The sequence below is a fragment of the Streptomyces sp. NRRL F-525 genome (assembly GCF_000716605.1).
In the GTDB taxonomy this organism is placed as follows: Bacteria; Actinomycetota; Actinomycetes; order Streptomycetales; family Streptomycetaceae; genus Streptomyces.
The window spans coordinates 353824-372287 of sequence record NZ_JNXE01000002.1 but is presented as its reverse complement, the minus strand read 5'-3'; the positions used below and the strand labels follow the sequence as shown (position 1 = coordinate 372287).

General features: G+C 70.1%; 15 protein-coding genes. 8 read left to right on the top strand and 7 right to left on the bottom strand.

Going from position 1 to position 18464, the window contains the following annotated elements; all coding sequences use genetic code 11:
* From glgX to OO69_RS04740, 4 genes are all read right to left on the bottom strand, one after another.
* Nucleotides 1-2139, bottom strand: a complete 2139-nt coding sequence (gene glgX / locus OO69_RS04755) for a glycogen debranching protein GlgX (protein ID WP_033279232.1) — start codon at nt 2137-2139, stop codon at nt 1-3.
* Nucleotides 2140-2200: 61 nt separating this feature from the next.
* Entirely contained in the window at nt 2201-2911 is a 711-nt protein-coding gene (locus OO69_RS04750; protein WP_033279106.1) for an NAD(P)H-binding protein, read from the bottom strand.
* A 56-nt stretch (nt 2912-2967) separates the two neighbouring features.
* Complete coding sequence (locus OO69_RS04745) at nt 2968-4302, bottom strand: sugar phosphate nucleotidyltransferase (RefSeq protein ID WP_033279105.1); 1335 nt, start codon at nt 4300-4302, stop codon at nt 2968-2970.
* Between the two features lie 173 nt (nt 4303-4475).
* On the bottom strand, nt 4476-5408 hold the full coding sequence (locus tag OO69_RS04740) for a lysylphosphatidylglycerol synthase transmembrane domain-containing protein (protein WP_033279104.1): 933 nt from the start codon (nt 5406-5408) through the stop codon (nt 4476-4478).
* A 162-nt stretch (nt 5409-5570) separates the two neighbouring features.
* Here OO69_RS04740 and OO69_RS04735 point away from each other — a divergent pair, with 162 nt between their 5' ends.
* Nucleotides 5571-7460: an ABC transporter ATP-binding protein gene (locus OO69_RS04735; protein ID WP_033279103.1), complete on the top strand. Its 1890-nt coding sequence runs from the start codon at nt 5571-5573 to the stop codon at nt 7458-7460.
* 22 nt (nt 7461-7482) lie between these two features.
* Here the strand turns inward: OO69_RS04735 and OO69_RS04730 are convergent, their stop codons facing one another.
* Nucleotides 7483-8934, bottom strand: a complete 1452-nt coding sequence (locus tag OO69_RS04730) for a purine-cytosine permease family protein (protein WP_199810878.1) — start codon at nt 8932-8934, stop codon at nt 7483-7485.
* Between the two features lie 212 nt (nt 8935-9146).
* On the opposite strand from OO69_RS04730, the gene panD reads away from it, so the two are divergent.
* The 3 genes from panD to OO69_RS04715 all read left to right on the top strand — a co-directional run bounded on the left by panD (nt 9147) and on the right by OO69_RS04715 (nt 10763).
* Nucleotides 9147-9566, top strand: coding sequence for an aspartate 1-decarboxylase (panD, locus tag OO69_RS04725; RefSeq protein ID WP_033279101.1), 420 nt, complete (start codon nt 9147-9149; stop codon nt 9564-9566).
* Between the two features lie 22 nt (nt 9567-9588).
* The gene (locus OO69_RS04720) at nt 9589-9933 is read left to right on the top strand and encodes a GNAT family N-acetyltransferase (protein WP_033279100.1); all 345 of its coding nucleotides are present in this window, start codon (nt 9589-9591) and stop codon (nt 9931-9933) included.
* Between the two features lie 476 nt (nt 9934-10409).
* Nucleotides 10410-10763, top strand: coding sequence for a VOC family protein (locus OO69_RS04715; RefSeq protein WP_033279099.1), 354 nt, complete (start codon nt 10410-10412; stop codon nt 10761-10763).
* 38 nt (nt 10764-10801) lie between these two features.
* On the opposite strand, the gene gndA is transcribed toward OO69_RS04715, so the two are convergent.
* Nucleotides 10802-12241, bottom strand: coding sequence for an NADP-dependent phosphogluconate dehydrogenase (gene gndA, locus OO69_RS04710; protein WP_033279098.1), 1440 nt, complete (start codon nt 12239-12241; stop codon nt 10802-10804).
* Nucleotides 12242-12560: 319 nt separating this feature from the next.
* Between gndA and OO69_RS04705 the strand changes: the two genes are divergently transcribed.
* Nucleotides 12561-13787 carry a transglycosylase family protein gene (locus OO69_RS04705; RefSeq protein ID WP_033279097.1) on the top strand — a complete coding sequence of 409 codons (1227 nt, stop codon included), beginning with the start codon at nt 12561-12563 and terminating at the stop codon, nt 13785-13787.
* Here OO69_RS04705 and OO69_RS04700 read toward each other — a convergent pair.
* Nucleotides 13777-14916, bottom strand: a complete 1140-nt coding sequence (locus OO69_RS04700; protein ID WP_033279096.1) for a DMT family transporter — start codon at nt 14914-14916, stop codon at nt 13777-13779. The two genes, OO69_RS04705 and OO69_RS04700, sit on opposite strands and share 11 nt — an antisense overlap.
* Before the next feature lie 209 nt (nt 14917-15125).
* On the opposite strand from OO69_RS04700, the gene OO69_RS04695 reads away from it, so the two are divergent.
* From OO69_RS04695 to glgC, 3 genes are read left to right on the top strand one after another with little or no spacing between them, the layout of a single operon-like run.
* Nucleotides 15126-15875 carry a (2Fe-2S)-binding protein gene (locus OO69_RS04695; protein ID WP_033279095.1) on the top strand — a complete coding sequence of 250 codons (750 nt, stop codon included), beginning with the start codon at nt 15126-15128 and terminating at the stop codon, nt 15873-15875.
* 39 nt (nt 15876-15914) lie between these two features.
* Nucleotides 15915-17066 carry a glycogen synthase gene (gene glgA / locus OO69_RS04690; protein ID WP_033279094.1) on the top strand — a complete coding sequence of 384 codons (1152 nt, stop codon included), beginning with the start codon at nt 15915-15917 and terminating at the stop codon, nt 17064-17066.
* A gap of 51 nt (nt 17067-17117) precedes the next feature.
* Nucleotides 17118-18338, top strand: coding sequence for a glucose-1-phosphate adenylyltransferase (gene glgC / locus OO69_RS04685; RefSeq protein WP_078652287.1), 1221 nt, complete (start codon nt 17118-17120; stop codon nt 18336-18338).
* Nucleotides 18339-18464: the final 126 nt, after the last annotated feature.

The window sequence follows — 18464 nt, the reverse complement described above, 5'->3', positions numbered from 1 at the left end:
TCAGGTGCCCTTCTCGTCGGGCAGGGCCGCCAGCAGGACGACGCTGCGGCCCTGGGCGTGGTGGGTGGGACCGTCGACCAGCTCCTCTTCTCCGGGCGGCGGGATGTCGTCGGGGCCGGGGCGGGCCGTGTCGAGCACGCGGTGCCAGCGGTGACCGGGGATCTCGGGCAGCTCGAAGTCGAGGCCCAGGTGGTACATGTTGAGGATCAGATGCAGATCCGGGTCACCGTCGAAACCGCCGTAAGTGCAGGCCAGCACCCGGGCGTTGGGGTCCTCCCAGCCGGGTTGGTCGAGCCGGGTGCCGTGCCACGTGATGTCGGGCAGGGAGCGGGAGTTGAGGCGTTCGGAGAAGAACTGCGGTTCGCGCAGGGTGCGGTAGCGCTTGCGGAGCTGGATGACCCGCCGTGTGAAGCCGGTGGTCTCCCTCTCCTTCCTGGCCTGGTTCCAGTCGAGCCAGGAGACCTGACTGTCCTGGCAGTAGCCGTTGTTGTTGCCGCCCTGGCTGTTGCGGAACTCGTCGCCCGCCAGCAGCATCGGGACGCCTCGGCTGAGCATCAGCAGGGACAGCAGGTTCTTGATCTGCCGTACCCGCAGGCACTCGACGTCGGCGTCGTCGGTGGGGCCCTCGATGCCGCAGTTCCAGCTGTAGTTCTCGTCGGCGCCGTCGGCGTTGGCCTCGCCGTTGGAGTGGTTGTGCTTCGCGTTGTAGCTGACCAGGTCGTTGAGGGTGAAGCCGTCGTGACAGGTGATGAAGTTGATGCTGTTGGTGGGGAGTTCGCCCTGGGCCGCGAACAGGTCGGCGGATCCGCCGAGCCGTGAGGCGACCTCGCCGACCATCCCCGCGTCACCGCGCACGAACCGCCGTACGTCGTCCCTGAATGGACCGTTCCACTGCGCCCAGCGCTTCCCGGGGAACCGGCCGACCTGGTAGAGGCCGCCGCCGTCCCACGGCTCGGCGATGATCTTCGTCTCGGCCAGCACCTGGGACAGCTCGATGGCCCACAGGGCCGGCGGCACCGCCATCTCGTAGCCGAGCGGGCCGCGGGAGAGTTCGGAGGCGAGGTCGAAGCGGAAGCCGTCGATGTGGTGCTCGGTCACCCAGTACTCGAGGCTCTCCACGATGAACTTGGTGACCATCGGATGGTTGGCGTTGACCGCGTTGCCGCACCCGGTGAAGTCCATGTAGTGCGAACGGTCCTGCGGCCACAGGTGGTAGTACGCCTCGTTGGCCGCGCCCCGGAAGCTGATCGTGGGCCCGAACTCGTTGCCCTCGCTGGTGTGGTTGAAGACCACGTCGAGGATGACCTCGATGCCGGCCTGGTGGAACGCCTTCACCATGTCGCGGAACTCGGTGATGTGCGTGGCGAGATGGGGGCTGGAGCAGTAGCCGGTGTGCGGGGCGAAGAAGCCGTAGGGGTCGTAGCCCCAGTAGTTGCGGCGTGGGGTGCCGTCGGGTCCGGTGCGCAGGACCTGGGTCTCGTCGAAGTCGAAGACCGGCAGCAACTCCACGGCGGTGACGCCGAGTTCGCGCAGATGCGGGATCTTGTCGATGACGGCGGAGAAGGTGCCCGGCTGCTCGGTGTCCGAGGTCGGCGACGCGGTCAGGCCGCGCACGTGCATCTCGTAGACGACGGTCTCCGCCATCGGGGTGCGCAGCGGGGTGTCGCCCTCCCAGTCGTAGTCGTCGAGGTCGACCACCAGACTGCGCATGCAGCTCTCGACGTTGTCGCCGGGGCCGATCGCGTGGGTGCGCTCCCAGCGGCCGTTGATGTTCGCGCGCGCGTACGGGTCGATCAGCACCTTGCGGTGGTCGAACCGGGTGCCCAACTCGCCGTTGTCGCGCGGTCCGTCGATGCGGAAGGCGTAGACCTGCCCGGCACCGATCCCGCTGACGTGGCAGTGCCAGAAGTGGAAGCTGCGGTGGCGGTCGGGCAGCAGCGTGATGGTGCGGTACGGCTGCGGGCTGTCGCAGTGCTCGAAGAGCAACAGGTCGACCCGCGTGGCGTGTTCGGAGAAGAGCGAGAAGTTGACACCGTCGGCGTCGACGGTGGGGCCCAGCGGCTGTGGCCGCCCGGGGGTGACGTCGGAGGGACGGCCGCCGAGGGGGGAGTCGGTGGCCTGGTCGGGGCGTAAGGTCATCTGTTCTGTCATGGCATCGGTCGCAGAGTCCGTCGGGGTGTCGTACACATCGGTGGCCACCTCAGGTGAGTGCGGCCCGGGCCGCGGTCGGGGCGTCGGCGCGGAGGCCGGCGAAGAGTTCCTGCCAGGGCACGGGAGTGGCACCCGGCCCGGTCTCGCTGCGCATCTCGAAGGTCACGCCCTGGGCGGCGGGGGAGTACAGCGCCTGCACGCAGGCGTCGGCGACGAGCGGGCGGGCCACCCGGCCGTCGCCCAAGTCGCCCTGTTCCAGGTGCAGATGACCGTGGTCGGGCTCGTCGGTCAGCCAGCCGGGGCGGATCACGGTGTACGGGAGCCCGGAGGAGCGCACCGCGTTCTCGCCGGCCAGCCGCCAGTCCAGCATCCGGCCGTAGGCGTTCATGGGGTGGTCGCGGCGGGTCACATGGCGCTGGCTGATGAGCACGAAGTGCGGTGCCGCGGCAGTGGAGTTGACAGCGTCGAGGACATGGCGGACCCCGGTGTGCAGGGTGGTCTCGGGGCTGTCGGGACCGGCGTCGTCGGTGCCCGGCTCCACGATGTAGACGACCGCCGAGCAGCCGTACAGCGGGGTACGGACGGAGTCGGGGGAGCGCACGTCGGCCGCGAAGAACTGGGCCTGCGGCGGCGTGTGCCGGCGGGCGCGCTGGGTGCTGCGGCCGATGACGCGGACGCTCTCGCTCCGGGCGAGCAGTTGACGGGCGACGAGCCGGCCTGTGCGGCCGGTTCCTCCTATGACGGCGATCGGGCTGTCCATCGAGATCTCCACGGGGGCTGCGGAAGAGCCGGAAAGGGCGGGGGAGTTGGGGGCGCTCAGATCCAGTGCAGGATGTCGTCGGAGCTGGTCAGATGGGTGCCGGTGGGCAGCCCGGTGACGGCGGGCACCCGCAGCCGCGGATAGACGCTCACCCCGGACAGCCGGGTGCCGGGCCGCAGATCGGCGGCCTCACCGATCGCGGAGTGGACGAGCCGGACCGGGTTGTCCCGCTCGGAGTGCACCCGCGCCATCGGCCCGACGTACGAGTCGGTGATGCGGGCGTACGGCCCGACGACCGCGCTGTCGCCGATGGCCGTCCGGCTGAGCCGGGCGCCCTCGTCCACGTCGACGCCGTCACCGATGTCGCTGAACCGCAGCTTCACGCCGGGCCCGATCTCGGCGTTGCGCCCGATGCGCACGGCGGGGCCGATGACCACACTGCCCTCGGAGATCTTCTGGGCGAGGGTGGTGCCGGTGACGCTGTCCTTGGTGCGCAGGCTGGACTCGTGGATCCAGTACGGCGGGTCGGTGCTCGTCGGCTCGCCCATGGCCCGGGCCATCCACCGGTAGCGGCCGCCGAGCACGTCGCCGAGGGTGGCGAGGTAGTCGGCGATGCTGCCGAGGTCACCGAGCCGGTCGATGGGCGCGGCGGCGACCGGAAGTCCCCGCCCGACCAGCCAGGGCAGCAGGTCGCCGCCCCAGTCGAGGCGCTGCTGGGCGAGCCGGATCATCTCGGGGTTGCGCGCGGCCAGCCGCAGCCGGCCGCAGTCCACCAGGTACATCCCGGCGTTGGTCGGCAGGGTGCGGACGGAGGAAGGCAACGATGTCTCGGGGAAGATCCGGTGGACGCGGTCCAAGGTGGGTTTCTCCACGAACCCCGAGACCAGTCCGTCCGGGGAGGTCTGCATCACGCCGTACTTGCCGGCGATCTCCTCGGGGGTGCGGCCGACCGAGGCGACGGTCACGACGGCGTCGGCGGCGTCGTGCGCGTCGTTCAGCCTGTTCAGGTCGAACTCGAAGACGGAGTCCACCGGCAGCACCAGCGCACGGCCCGTCAGGTCCCACTGTTCGAGGTTGTGCAGGGTGGCGGCGCCCGAGCCGACGTTGTACCGGTCCAACCGGGCGCGGGAGTAGTGGATCTCCACGCCGAACCGTTCGCCGTGGCCGAGCACGAGCTTGATCTGGCTGTGGTTCTCGGCGCCCTGGGCGATCACGTAGAAGCGGCGGATGCCCTGGTCGCGGCAGGCCTCGACGAGCCACTCGACGACCGAGCGGCCGACGAACGGGATGAGGGCCTTGCTGCGGATGTAGTCGGCCGAGGCGAGGGTGAGCGGCTTGGCGCGTTCGCCCCTGCCTCCCGCCAGGATGATTCCTAACGTCTCGTCCCCCATGACAGTCCTGCCTCCTCGGCTGACAAATCAACGCTCTTCAGTCAACTCGCGCTGTCATGTGGAGTCAAGTAAAAAGTAAAACAAGGTAGTTGAGGCGAACGCGAAGAAGCCCCGGTCGATGTCTCGACCAGGGCTGATGCTGCTTTACAGGAAGGTGCGAACGGACCCGAGAATCAGATGACTCTCAGCCGGACGAGCGCGCCGAGGGTCAACGCGCCCGGAATGATGGGGATCCAGACGGTGATGATCCGGTAGGCGAGCACCACCGCCGTGGCCACCGCGACCGGGCCGCCCGCCGCGACCAGCGCCACGATCAACGCGGCCTCCACCGAGCCGATCCCGCCCGGCGTGGGCACCAGCGCGACCGCGACCGTCGCCGCCAGATACGCGAGCGCCATCTGCGCGGGCGGCACCGGCAGGTTCAACGCCTGCCCCACCGCGACGAGTCCGGCCGCCTGGAGCGCGGGGAACGCCAGCGATCCGCCCCACAGCGCGAGCGCCCGCGCCGGCCGCGTGTGCACGGAACGGGCCTCACTGAACGCCGTACGGAGGAACGACAGGATCGCCGTCCGCAGCCGTCGTACCAGAACGAGGACGAGGACCGCCGCGCACAGCACGGCGCCGATGATGACGAGGAGCGGTCCAACCGCCCCCGCCGGAAGGAGGGTTCCCAGGCGCAGGGCGTCCGGGAAGGCGATCAGCAGACCGGTGAGGAGCGTCAGCCGGGCTATCGACTCCGCGAGCAGGAACAGGGCCAGCGCGGCCGATGAGCGGGCCAGTGGCAGCCCGCACACGGTCAGGAACCGCAGGTTCACCGCGCCCGCCCCAAGTCCCGTGGGCAGCAGGTGGTTTGCCGCGCCCGCCGCGAACTGGGTGGCCAACAGCCGCCGCGCGGGCAGCCGTTCGACCACGGCACCCTGCCGGGTGAAGGCGGCGGCGACCCAGGTCAGACAGGTGGCACCGGCCGCCGCCACCAGCCAGGGCCACTCCGCGGCCCGCAGCTGGCCGAAGCCCTCCACGAGTACGGAGCGGTGCTGGACGGCGACGACGGTGACCAGGAGCAGGGGAAGCAGGCACAGGATCTGTCGGACGCGGACGTGTCTCACATCCCTAGAGGGTTTCCGCGCCACGACAACTGCGGGTTGCGGCAGCGGGGACAGTTCCTTACGCGCGCCCTTACACGAGCCCCCGCGCTCGCCCCCGCACGACGATGCGGCGAAACCGTTGACCTCAACGACGCTTGAGGTCCTACGGTCTCTCCCATGAGCATGGAGAGCACGGCCTGGACCCAACTGCACACCGTCATGACCGCCGAACAGGAGCGCCGCCCCTTCGCCCGCGCCACGCTGCGCCGCATCGCGGAGTTCGCGCGACCGCACCGCCGCCAGATCGCCCGCTTCGTGCTGCTCGGGGTGGTGACCGCGCTGCTCGCCGTCGCGACCCCCGTCCTGGCCGGACATGTCGTCGACGCGATCGTGTCGGGCGGCGACGACGGGACCGTCGTACGCCTCGCCCTGCTGATCGCCCTGATCGCGGTCGCCGAGGCGGCGCTCGGCATCCTGGGTCGGCGGCTTTCCTCCGCGCTCGGGGAGGGGCTCATCCTCGATCTGCGGACGGCTGTGTTCGATCATGTGCAGCGCATGCCGGTCGCGTTCTTCACACGTACCCGTACGGGAGCGCTGGTCTCCCGGCTCAACAACGACGTCATCGGCGCCCAACGCGCGTTCAGCAACACCCTGTCCGGAGTGGTGAGCAACTTCGTCACCCTGCTGCTCACGCTGGTCGTCATGCTCACCCTGTCCTGGCAGATCACCCTGCTCGCGCTGGTGCTGCTGCCGGTGTTCGTGATCCCGGCCCGCCGCATGGGCAGCCGGATGGCCCGCATGCAGCGCGAGGCGGCCACGCTCAACGCCGCGATGAGCACCCGCATGACCGAGCGCTTCTCCGCGCCCGGCGCGACCCTCGTCAAACTCTTCGGCCGCCCCGACGAGGAGTCCGTGGAGTTCGCGGACCGCGCGAGCCAGGTCCGCGACATCGGCGTCCGCACGGCCACCGCCCAGTCGGTGTTCATCACCTCGCTGACCCTGGTCTCCGCCCTGGCCCTCGCCCTCGTCTACGGCCTCGGCGGCTGGTTCGCCCTGCACGGCACCCTGGAGCCGGGCGCGGTCGTCTCGCTCGCGCTGCTCCTGACCCGCCTCTACGCCCCGCTCACCGCGCTGGCCGGAGCCCGCGTCGAGGTGATGAGCGCCCTCGTCAGCTTCGAGCGCGTCTTCGAGGTCCTCGACCTCAAACCCCTCATCGAGGACAAGCCGGACGCCCGTGAGGTACCCGAGGGCCCGGTCGCGGTCGAGTTCGACGAGGTCCGCTTCGCCTACCCCTCCGCCGACAAGGTCTCCCTCGCCTCACTGGAGGAGGTCGCCTCCCTCGACACCCGCGGCGGCGCCGAGGTCCTGCACGGCATCTCCTTCCGCGCCGAACCCGGCCAGACCATCGCCCTCGTCGGCTCCTCCGGCGCCGGCAAGTCCACCGTCGCCCAACTCCTGCCCCGGCTCTACGACGTCGACGCAGGCGCCGTCCGCGTCGGAGGCGTCGACGTCCGCGATGTCACCGCCGCCTCGCTGCGGGCCACCCTCGGCATGGTCACCCAGGACGGCCACCTCTTCCACGACTCGGTCCGCGCCAACCTCCTGCTGGCTCAACCCGCCGCCACCGAGGACGAGTTGTGGGACGCCCTGCGCCGCTCCCGCCTCGACGATCTCGTACGGTCGCTGCCCGACGGCCTGGACACGGTCGTCGGCGAACGCGGCTACCGGCTCTCCGGAGGCGAGCGCCAACGCCTCACCATCGCCCGGCTGTTGCTGGCAGGCCAGCGCGTCGTCATCCTCGACGAGGCCACCGCCCACCTGGACAACACCTCGGAGGCGGCCGTCCAGGAGGCCCTCACCGAGGCACTGCAGGGCCGTACGGCGGTGGTGATCGCGCACCGGCTGTCCACCGTGCGCTCCGCCGACCAGATCCTCGTCGTCGAGGCGGGCGAGATCGTGGAACGCGGCACGCACGACCAACTCCTCGCCTCCGGTGGGCGGTACGCGGAGCTGTACCGCACGCAGTTCGAGAAGCAGGCGGATATTGGACCGATCCAGGAAGCGGTGGTGTGACGGCGGAACGGCCCAACGGGCGTCAGGGCTCGCGGTGTTCGTGCGCCGCCTGCTCCAACTCCGCGGCCTCCGCGTCGGCCACGCGGATCTCGGCCTCCACGTCGATCGAGCGGCTCAGCCACCAGTACAGCAACCCGGCGACCGGCAGGCCGACGAACAGGGAGAGGTCGGCGCCGTCCATGGCGTGCGCGATCGGGCCGACGTAGAGGGTGCCGACGGAGAAGAACGGCACCATGACGCCGAAGCCCACCAGGTAGGAGATGATCCCGTGCCAGCCCCAACGGCCGTAGATGCCATGGGGGTTGAAGATCTCGGCGATCGCGTAGTGGCCGCGGCGCACCACGTAGTAGTCCATCAGGTTGACCGCGGTCCACGGGATGAACAGATAGAGCACCAGCAGCAGGAAGTTGTTGAAGTTCGTGAGGAAGTTCGCGGTCGCGGCCATCGCGCCGACCAGGGAGAGCACGGCGGTCAGGCCGATCGTCAACGCCCTTACGGACACGGTCGGTTGGACCTTCTTGAACGAGTCGATCGCGCTGATCAGGGTGAGCGAACCGCCGTACATGTTCAGCGCGGTCACGGAGACCAGGCCCAGGGTGGCGAAGAGGAGGACGATCGCGCCGAAGCCGTTGAACACCTTGTCGCCGGCCGCGTTGATCGAGCGGATCGTGTCGAAGTCCTTGCCCGCCCAGGCGGCGAGCAGTGCGCCGAGGGTCATCAGCCAGACCCCGCCGAGCGCCGAGCCGAAGTAGGTCCAGTAGAAGGTCTTGCGGACGGTCACGTCCGGCGGGAGGTAGCGCGAGTAGTCCGAGACGTAGATCGCCCAGCTGATCTGGTAGCCGGCGACCACACCGAACTGCGCGAGGAACGGCGTCCAGGAGAAGCCGCCGAGGTCGAAGGAGCCGGCCGGGTAGTGCAGGGTCGCCAGCACGCCCACGGTGAAGATCCCGAAGACCACCAGGAAGGTGTACGTCAGGAACTGCTCCGCCTTGTGGATGACGTCGTAGCCCACGAGCGCGATCACGAAGCCGACCACGGTGACCACGGCCACCCACATCTTGGTGCCGCCGTGCACGGTGGTGTGCAGGGCCTCGCCGGCGAGGATCGTGTTGAAGACGTTGAAGCCCGCGTACTGGACGTACGCGAACAGCCACACCAACAGGGCGCCCACGTAACCGAATTGGGGCCGCGACTGGATCATCTGCGGCAGTCCCAGCTGCGGGCCCTGGGCCGAGTGGAACGCCATGAAGAAGGTGCCGAGCAGGGTGCCGGCCACGATCGCGATGAGCGACCAGATGAGGTTGCCGCCCTCGGTGATGCTGATCAGGCCGACGGCGAGGGTGGCGATCTGCGCGTTCGACATGAACCACAGGGGGCCCAGATGCCACAGCTTGCCGTGGCGCTCGTTCAGCGGGACGTAGTCGATGGAACGTATCTCCAGCCCCGACACCCGGGGCTCTGATGCGGTGGTCACGGTGCCTCCAGGGTGCCGATCAGGCCTGTGTGGCCACATTCATCCCCCGCCCGGGTCCCGGCAACCGCAACTGAATCTGTGAACCACTCTCTTTACCTGGCCCATACGTGACGCTCGGCACGGTGATGGCGCGAGCCTCTCGCTGTAAAGTAGGCGAACAGCCCTTGACCTGCATAAACGCAGGCAGGGAGCCTAGCCTCGGGAGTTCCTCCATGTTGCGCACGATGTTCAAGTCCAAGATCCACCGAGCCACCGTCACCCAGGCCGACCTGCACTACGTCGGTTCCGTCACCATCGACGGCGAGCTGCTGGACGCCGCCGATCTGCTGCCCGGTGAGATGGTCCACATCGTCGACATCACCAACGGCGCCCGCCTGGAGACGTACGTCATCGAGGGCGAACGGGGCTCCGGTGTCATCGGGATCAACGGGGCCGCCGCCCATCTCGTGCATCCCGGAGACCTGGTGATCATCATCAGTTACGCTCAGGTGTCCGACGCCGAGGCGCGGGCGCTTCAGCCCCGGGTCGTGCACGTGGACTCCGCCAACCGGATCGTGGGCCTGGGCGCCGATCCGTCCGAGCCGGTGCCGGGTTCGGAGCAGACGCGCGGCCCGCAGGCCGTCACGGCCTGACCATCGCACCAGGAGGATGCCCATGAGCGAGATCGAGATCCGCGACGACCGGGCGGCGGGCCGCCTGGAAGCGGTCGCCGGCGGTGAAGTCGTAGGCCACATCGAGTACTTCGTCCTCGAGTCCCCCGCGCGCGCCCTCGTCCCGGTCCACACCCTCGTGGAACCGGCCCACGAGGGAAAGGGCATCGCGGGTTCCCTGGCCCGCGAGCTGTACGGCATCGCGGCCCGCGAGGGCATCGTCGTCGCCCCGCTGTGCCCGTACGTCGTCAAGTGGGCGGAGCGTCATCCTGACGAAGCGCCGGCCGCGGACCCGACGTTGCAGCGGGCGGCGATGGAGTGGCTTCGGGCGCATCCCGGGCGGTTCTAGGTCGGTACGGCTCGCGGGTGGGGGCATGCGGGTGGGTCCCGGGTGAGTCCACTCGGGTGAGTGGCGGGGCGGGTGTGGGGTACGCGGGGGAGTAGTCCAGAGCCGACAAAGCCACTGGCTGGAGGACACGATGACGCAGCCGTACCCCGACCCGGTACCACCGAGCCCGACCCCCGTACCGGGCCCCGGTCCCACGCCGGTCCCTGACCCGGAGCCCCCGGTCCCGCTTCCCACGCCCCCGCCGGGTCCCCCGCCCACCCCGGACCCGTCCCCGTCCCCGATCCCGCCGGGTCCCGGCCCGGCTCCGGTACCGGCCCCGGAGCCGGGTCCACCCCTCACCTGACCCGCCTCACCGGCCGCACAGGACACGACGAGCCGGGCAGCCCCACTCTCGGGCTGCCCGGCTCGGCCGTACCCCCGCACCGTCACTCACCACACGCCACGCGGCCCGCTCCCGCCCCTGGCAGGATGCCCTCATGGAACGTGTGCTTGGAATCGGCGGATACTTCCTGCGGGCCGGCGACCCGGAGGCCCTGAGCGCCTGGTACCGGGACTGCCTGGGCCTGGACACCGATGAACACGGCCTGTGGCGCCCGGAAGCCGGGCCGACGGTGTTCGCGGCGTTCGAGTCCGGGACCGACTACTTCGGGTCCCGGACCCAGCAGACCATGCTCAACTTCCGCGTCCGCGACCTCGACGCGATGCTCGCGCAGCTGCGCGCCAAGGGCACGGACGTGGCGGAGGAGACGCAGGACATGGAGGGCGTCGGCCGCTTCGGCTGGGTCACCGATCCCGAGGGCAACCGCGTCGAACTGTGGCAGCCCGCCTGACCGTTCATCGGCAGGCGGGCCCGGCACAGCGGGAGAGGTCAGCCGGAGACCTCCGAGCGGTCACCGCCCCAGAGGGTGTGGAAGGAGCCGTCCCGGTCCACCCGCCGGTACGTGTGCGCCCCGAAGAAGTCCCGCTGCCCCTGCGTCAGCGCCGCCGGCAACCGCTCGGCGCGCAGTGCGTCGTAGTACGCCAGGGCCGCGGAGAATCCGGGCGTCGGGACGCCCTGCTGGGTGGCCGCGACGACGACTTCGCGCCAGTCGTCCTGCGCCCCCGCGATCTCCTGCGCGAACGTCTCGTCGGACAGCAGGCTCGGCAGGTCCGCGCGGGCGTCGTACGCGGCGCGGATGCGGTCGAGGAAGGCCGCGCGGATGATGCAACCGCCGCGCCAGATCGAGGAGATGGCGCCGAGGTCGACGTTCCAGTCGTACTCCTCGCTGCCCGCCGCGATCTCGTGGAAGCCCTGCGTGTACGACACGATCTTCGACGCGTACAGCGCCTGCTCGACCTGGTCCGCGAAGGCCGCGGCCTCGGCTTCACCGAGCGGGGTCGCCGTGGGGCCGGCCAGACCCCGTGAGGCCTCGCGCAGTGCCGCGTGGCCGGAGAGGGAGCGGGCGAAGACCGCCTCGGCGATGCCGGAGACCGGGACGCCGAGGTCGAGGGCGATCTGGACCGTCCAGCGGCCGGTGCCCTTCTGCTCCGCCTGGTCAACGACCACGTCCACGAACGGCTTGCCGGTGGCCGCGTCCACGTGGGACAGCACCTCGGCGGTGATCTCGATCAGGTAGGAGTCCAGCCGGCCCGTGTTCCAGGTGCGGAAGATGTCCGCGATCTGCGCGGGGGAGTACCCGGCGACATCGCGCAGCAGCTGGTACGCCTCGCCGATCAGCTGCATGTCGGCGTACTCGATGCCGTTGTGCACCATCTTCACGAAGTGCCCGGCGCCGTCGGGACCCACATGGGTCACACAGGGCGCCCCGTCCTTCGCCTTCGCGGAGATCTTCTCCAGCATCGGACCGAGCGAGTCGTACGACTCCTTCGGGCCACCCGGCATGATGCTCGGCCCGTGCAGCGCGCCCTCCTCGCCGCCGGAGACACCCATGCCGACGAAGTGGATGCCCTGCTCGCGCAGCGCCTTCTCGCGGCGCCGGGTGTCCTCGAAGTGCGCGTTGCCACCGTCGATGATCATGTCGCCGGGCTCCAGGAGAGGGGCGAACTCCTCGATCACCGCGTCCGTCGGGTCACCGGCCTTCACCATGACGACCAGGCGGCGCGGCCGCTCCAGCGCCGCCACGAAGTCCTTGGCGGTCTCCGCCGCGATGAAGTCGCCCTCGCCGCCGAACTCCGCCACCAGGTCACGCGTGCGGGACGCGGTCCGGTTGTGCACGGCGACCGTATAGCCGTTGCGCGCGAAGTTGCGGGCGAGGTTGCGGCCCATGACCGCGAGACCCGTGACGCCGATCTGCGCTGAAGTGCTCATTCGGTTGGCTCCTAAAGATCAGGAAGGTCCTGACATCGGTGGTACCGGTCGTGCTCGCCAGTATTGCCCCACTGACCATCCTGGCCCGCCGGTACCCCGACCGCACGTGCTGGCCGTACGGAGTTGTCCGCCTTCGGTCGGTGTTCCTCCCGGGCTCCTTCCGCGGAAACGCACGTCCAACCCCACCAGCCCCACCCGTTTCCCAACAGGCGGGGAATACCGGTCACTTGAGCCACAGGGAGGCCGGTTGCCGCCTTGTCATGGCCTGTTCGGGGCGCATATTTTTGGCCCTCCTGACGCATGTGGAGGGGGATTCCCCATGGCCGTACGCGGCCGGCACCGCCGGTATCAGCCGAGCAGGATCAACCGGGCCTCGCTGCTCACGGTCACGGCGGGCGGCGCGGGCATCGCGATCCCGCTCGCGACCGTCGGCGCGGGCACCGCCCAGGCGGCCGAGGTGAGCACCTGGAACAAGGTCGCCGCCTGTGAGTCCAGCGGCGACTGGAGCATCAACACCGGCAACGGGTACTACGGCGGGCTGCAGTTCACCCAGTCCACCTGGGAGGCCTACGGCGGCACGGCGTACGCGCACCGCGCCGATCTCGCCACCCGGGACCAGCAGATCGCCATCGCGGAGAAGGTGCTCAAAGGCCAGGGCCCCGGCGCCTGGCCGGTGTGCTCTGTGCGCGCCGGGCTCACCCGGGGCGGCGGCACCCCCGACATCCACGTCGGCGGCACGAAGACCGAGAGCACCTCGGCGCACAAGGCCAAGGCCAAGGACGCCAAGACGCAGACCGTGGTCAAGCGGTCCGTGAAGGACGTCCAGCCGCAGACCACACCGCAGTCCCGCGCGGGCACCGCCGAGATGTACACGGTCGTGCGCGGCGACACCCTCTCCGGGATCGCCGACACCGAGCGCGTGGACGGCGGCTGGCACGGGCTCTACGCCGCCAACCGCACCACCGTGGGCGACGATCCCGACCTGATCCTGCCGGGCCAGCGGCTCAGCCTGCACGGCAAGGCGGCCCCCGCGGCCCGCACGACGACGAAACCGGCCACCAAGTCGTCGGCCACCAAGTCCCCGAAGAAGAAGGCCTCTTCGGACACCGCCGAGAAGGTCACCCACAAGAAGACGACGAGCCACTCGCTCGTCGCCCCGGTGAACGCCCCCATCGGCACCGCGTACCACGCGACGGGCTCGTCCTGGTCGAAGGGCTACCACACGGGCGTCGACTTCCTCGTCCCCACCGGCACCTCGGTGAAGGCCATCGAGAAGGGGACGGTCGTCAGCGCGGGGTGGGCGGGGTCCTACGGCTACCAGGTGGTGATCCGGCACGCCGATGGGCGGTACTCGCAGTACGCGCACCTGTCCGCGATCTCCGTGCGGGACGGCCAGTCGGTGGGCGAGGGGCAGCGCATCGGCCGCTCCGGGTCCACCGGGAACACCACGGGCCCGCATCTGCACTTCGAGGTGCGGACGGGGCCCGGCTTCGGTACCGACATCGACCCGCTCGCCTATCTGCGGGCCGGCGGCGTCAGGATTTGACTCGGGTACGGCGCCTGTCGTGGACCGGCATCATCACGTACAGCCCGGCGTGGAACGGACCGAAGTAGCTGGGCGGTTCAGCGGGTCCGGCCGGCTCCAGGGTCTCGTAACCCTCGCCGGCCGGGATCGCCGCCTGGGCCGGGACGAGGATCCCGTCGCCCGGTGTGCCGGCCGTGATGTCCGCGGCCGGCACGTCGACGTTCGCGCTCACGCCGACGGGCTGTCCAGGGAGGGCGTCCAGCAACTCCTCGACGGGCGAGGGAGCCACGGGAGCCGTGCCGGCGTCGGCCGGTGCGGTCTTCTCCAGGCGCTCCGTGGTCAGCAGGATCAGGCCGCCCGCCGCGACCACTCCGGCGCTCAGGGCGAGGAGGGTGCCCGTCGTGCCGTAGCGGAAGGTCTCACCGAACATCGTGATGCCGACCGCGGCCGCCACCACCGGGTTCACGACCGTCAGCACCGCCAGCGGGGCCGCCAGGCCCGCGCCCCGGTAGGACGCCTGCGAGAGCATCAGACCGGCGACCGCGAACACCGCGATCACGCCGAGGAACGGGATGTCGGTCGCGGAGACCGCGCCGTTGTCCCAGTCGACCGTCACCGTCTTCGTGAACACCGAGGACATGCCGAAGGCTATGCCGGACGCGGTCGCCAGCAGCACGCTGCGCACCGCCGGGTGCCGGTGTGCCGCGCGGCCCGCGATCATCAGGGTCACGACCACCGCGCCGGTGAACACGGCGACGGACACCCGCTGGGCGGTGCTCAGCGACTGACCTTCGGAGGTGCCGACGAGGGACAGCAGACCCGCGAGACCGATCGTCGCCATGATGGCGCCGCGCCAGGCGGTGGAGCCGGCCTTGCGGCCGACGAACAGGGCCGCCATCGGCAGCGCGAACACGATCGTCAGCGCACCGAGGGGCTGCACCAGGCTCAGCGGGCCGTAGGCCAGCGCCACCACGTGCAGCAGACCGCCGGTGCCGTTCAGTCCGACCGCCGCCCACCAGCTGGGGCGGCGCAGCGGCGCGTACTCCTGGTCGGGGGAGGACACCGCCACGCGCTCCTGCACGATCGCCCCGCCGGCGTAGGCCACGGCGGAGACGAGCGAGAGCACGATGGACAACGCGAGGGCGCTCATCGGCAGCTCCTCTGCGTCAGGCGGGCACCTCTGGCACCACGCGGCGAACGGTCGGCTTTCATACAGAACACGATGCCGCTTGATGTTCTTCCCGTCGTCGTACCTGAGCACCGATTGGGTAGTACTGCCGATGGAGTACGAAAGGCCCCTTGTCCTCCCCAAGGTGGGTGACACCGGACGACACCCCCTGGGTGAAACCCCTAAGAGCCTTGGTACTACTGCTCTTCGTGGACCTCGACCCCGAACTCGCCGCGCTCCGCCCCCTCGGCGGCTTCTTCGTACTACGCACGGGCGCAGCCCCGCACGGCCCCCTGCCGACGCTCGCGGCGACCTACGAAAACCCGGCGTCGGAGGTTTACGGAAATTCCCTGACTTTTCGCGTTCATCTCGTCGCGGAGCGTCTCCAGGCCCCTGAGCTGCGCATCGCCGCCTCGATCGCCCAACAGGCGCTCGCGGCCCGGCTGTGGGCGGTCGCGCTCGGCTGCGCAGCCCTGTACGGCGCGATTCCCGATCTCGACCCCGGGCTGCTGCACTGGGACGCGGAGGCAAGCGCCCCGGACGACCTGTGGCTGGCCGAGGTGCGCCCGCTGCAGGCCGACGTCCTCGCTGAGACCGTGCTCCACGGCCACCTGGAACCCCTGAACGCTGGCCTGGCCGCCCGCCACCGCACGGCCACCGGCCTCCTGTGGGGCAACGCGGCCTCCGCGCTCGCGGGCGCGGCCCGGGAACTGGACCGCTGGGCACGCGCGCGTGGCCGTACGGAAGTGGCCGCACGCGCGCGTGCCCTGACCGCGGAACTCTTCGCCCACCCGCTCCTCGCCGGAACCGGAACGTTTACCGGCACATCCTTCCGGCGCCGCAGTTGCTGCCTCTACTATCGGATCCCCGGTGGCGGGGTGTGCGGCGACTGCTGCTTCACGCGACCGCCGGGCTCTTCCCCGAACGCGGCTTCTGGGTGACCATGAGGGCAATCTGCCGCCGAGAACAAGGGGTTTCGGGTGCGAGTGGGACTGCTGACCCGGGAGTACCCGCCGGATGTGTACGGCGGCGCGGGCGTCCATGTGGAGTTCCTCGCCCGGGAGTTGAGGCCCCTGGTCGACCTCGACGTGCACTGCTGGGGCGAGGGCCGCACCGAGGGCGTCGTACGCCACCGCTCCTGGCCCACCCTCGACGGCGCCAACGACGCGCTGCGCACCTTCTCCGTGGACCTCTCCATGGCCGCTGCCCTCGAAGGCCGCGAACTCGTCCACTCCCACACCTGGTACGCCAACCTCGCCGGCCACTTCGCCAAGCTCCTCTACGGCATCCCGCACGTGATGACCGCCCACTCGCTTGAGCCGCTGCGCCCCTGGAAGGCCGAGCAGCTCGGCGGCGGATACGCCCTCTCCAGCTGGGCCGAGCGCACCGCCATCGAGGCCGCGGACGGCGTGATCGCCGTATCGGGAGCCATGCGTGAGGACATCCTCACCTGCTACCCGACGCTGGACCCCGCCAAGGTGCAGGTCGTCCACAACGGCATCGACACCGCGCTCTACCAGCCCGACCACGGCACCGACGTCCTCACCCGGCTCGGCATCGATCCCGGCCGCCCCTACGTGCTGTTCGTCGGCCGGATCACCCGCCAGAAGGGCGTGCCCCATCTGCTGCGCGCCGTGCGGGACATCGACCCGGCCGCCCAGGTCGTGCTGTGCGCGGGCGCGCCGGACACCCCGGAGATCGACCGCGAGTTCCGCGAACTCTTCGAGGAGCTGAGCAGTGTCCGCGCGGGCGTCCACTGGATCCCGCAGATGCTGCCGCGCCCGGAAGTGATTCAGCTCCTCACCCACGCCACCGTGTTCGCCTGTCCCTCGGTGTACGAGCCCCTCGGGATCGTGAACCTGGAGGCGATGGCCTGCGGTACGGCCGTGGTCGCCTCCCGTGTCGGGGGCATCCCCGAGGTGGTGGCGGACGGGGAGACGGGGCTGCTGGTGTCCGTCGACGACGACTTCGAGGCGAACCTCGCGCTGGCTCTCGACTCCGTGCTCGCCGACCCGGAGACTGCGAAACGGATGGGCGAGGCCGGGCGGGAGCGCGCGGTGGGCGAGTTCGGCTGGGACGCCGTGGCGCTGCGCACCGCGCGGCTCTACGGGGAGATCGCCAAACAGGCTTAGTGTGCGCTGCTCAGGGGCAGGCTGGGGTCAACCAGGGTGAGGGGAGCGGCCATGCGTCGTGGCGGACCTTCGGTGCTCGGGATCGTACTGGCGGGCGGTGAGGGCAAGCGGCTGATGCCCCTGACCGCCGACCGGGCCAAACCCGCGGTCACCTTCGGCGGAACGTACCGCCTCGTGGACTTCGTGCTGTCCAATCTCGTCAACGCGGACATCCTCCGCATCTGCGTGCTCACGCAGTACAAATCGCATTCGCTGGACCGCCACATCACCACCACCTGGCGCATGTCCAGCCTGCTCGGCAACTACGTCACACCCGTCCCGGCCCAGCAGCGCCTCGGCCCGCGCTGGTACCTCGGCAGCGCGGACGCGATCCTGCAGTCGCTGAACCTGATCTACGACGAACGCCCCGAGTACGTCGCGGTCTTCGGCGCCGACCACGTGTACCGCATGGACCCGCGCCAGATGCTCGCCCAGCACATCGAGAGCGGCGCGGGCGTCACCGTGGCCGGTATCCGCGTCCCACGAGCCGAGTCCTCGCAGTTCGGCGTGATCACCCCGGGTTCCGACGGCCAGACGGTGGAGAACTTCCTGGAGAAGCCCGCCGATCCGCCCGGTCTGGTGGACGACCCGGAGTGCGTCTACGCCTCGATGGGCAACTACATCTTCACCACCAAGGCGCTGATAGAGGCACTCCAGCGCGACGCGGAGGAACTCGACTCCGTGCACGACATGGGCGGCTCGATCCTCCCGGCGCTCACCGACCGGGGCGAGGCCGCGCTCTACGACTTCAGCGCCAACCACGTCCCCGGCGAGACCACCCGCGACCAGGGCTACTGGCGGGACGTCGGCACGCTCGACGCGTACTACGACGCCCACATGGACCTCATCGCCGAGCGCCCCGCCTTCAACCTCTACAACCGCAACTGGCCCATCTACACCCACTCCGGCCAGCTCTCCCCGGCCCGCTTCAACGCCGGCGGCATGGCCAGCGAGTCGATCATCAGCTCCGGGTGCCTCATCCGCGGCCAGGTCACGCGGTCCGTCCTCTCCCCGGGCGTGGTGGTCGACCCCGGAGCCGTCGTCCAGGGTTCGATCCTGCACGACAACGTCCACATCGGCCGGGGCGCGGTGGTCCGGGGCGCGGTCCTGGACAAGAACGTCGAGGTACCGCCGGGCGCGACGATCGGCGTCAACCCGGAGCGGGACGCGGACCTGTACACGGTCTCCAAGGGCGGCGTCATCGCACTCGGGAAGGGTCAACTGGTCACGTAACGCCTCGTCTTGGCGATTTCGGGCCCCGGTGCTTTTCAGCCGCACCGGGGCTTCGCCGCGTCGGGGTGCTTTCCATGGCCGCGCTTGTCATGTCCCTGGACGGAATCCGGAATCCGTGTTGTCATG

Excerpts from the sequence above, each read along its gene's own strand:
- glgX (WP_033279232.1), bottom strand. The coding sequence starts at position 2,139 with ATGACCTTACGCCCCGACCAGGCCACCGACTCCCCCCTCGGCGGCCGT.
- OO69_RS04750 (WP_033279106.1), bottom strand. The coding sequence starts at position 2,911 with ATGGACAGCCCGATCGCCGTCATAGGAGGAACCGGCCGCACAGGCCGG.
- OO69_RS04745 (WP_033279105.1), bottom strand. The coding sequence starts at position 4,302 with ATGGGGGACGAGACGTTAGGAATCATCCTGGCGGGAGGCAGGGGCGAA.
- OO69_RS04735 (WP_033279103.1), top strand. The coding sequence starts at position 5,571 with ATGGAGAGCACGGCCTGGACCCAACTGCACACCGTCATGACCGCCGAA.
- panD (WP_033279101.1), top strand. The coding sequence starts at position 9,147 with ATGTTGCGCACGATGTTCAAGTCCAAGATCCACCGAGCCACCGTCACC.
- OO69_RS04720 (WP_033279100.1), top strand. The coding sequence starts at position 9,589 with ATGAGCGAGATCGAGATCCGCGACGACCGGGCGGCGGGCCGCCTGGAA.
- OO69_RS04715 (WP_033279099.1), top strand. The coding sequence starts at position 10,410 with ATGGAACGTGTGCTTGGAATCGGCGGATACTTCCTGCGGGCCGGCGAC.
- gndA (WP_033279098.1), bottom strand. The coding sequence starts at position 12,241 with ATGAGCACTTCAGCGCAGATCGGCGTCACGGGTCTCGCGGTCATGGGC.
- OO69_RS04705 (WP_033279097.1), top strand. The coding sequence starts at position 12,561 with ATGGCCGTACGCGGCCGGCACCGCCGGTATCAGCCGAGCAGGATCAAC.
- OO69_RS04700 (WP_033279096.1), bottom strand. The coding sequence starts at position 14,916 with ATGAGCGCCCTCGCGTTGTCCATCGTGCTCTCGCTCGTCTCCGCCGTG.
- glgC (WP_078652287.1), top strand. The coding sequence starts at position 17,118 with ATGCGTCGTGGCGGACCTTCGGTGCTCGGGATCGTACTGGCGGGCGGT.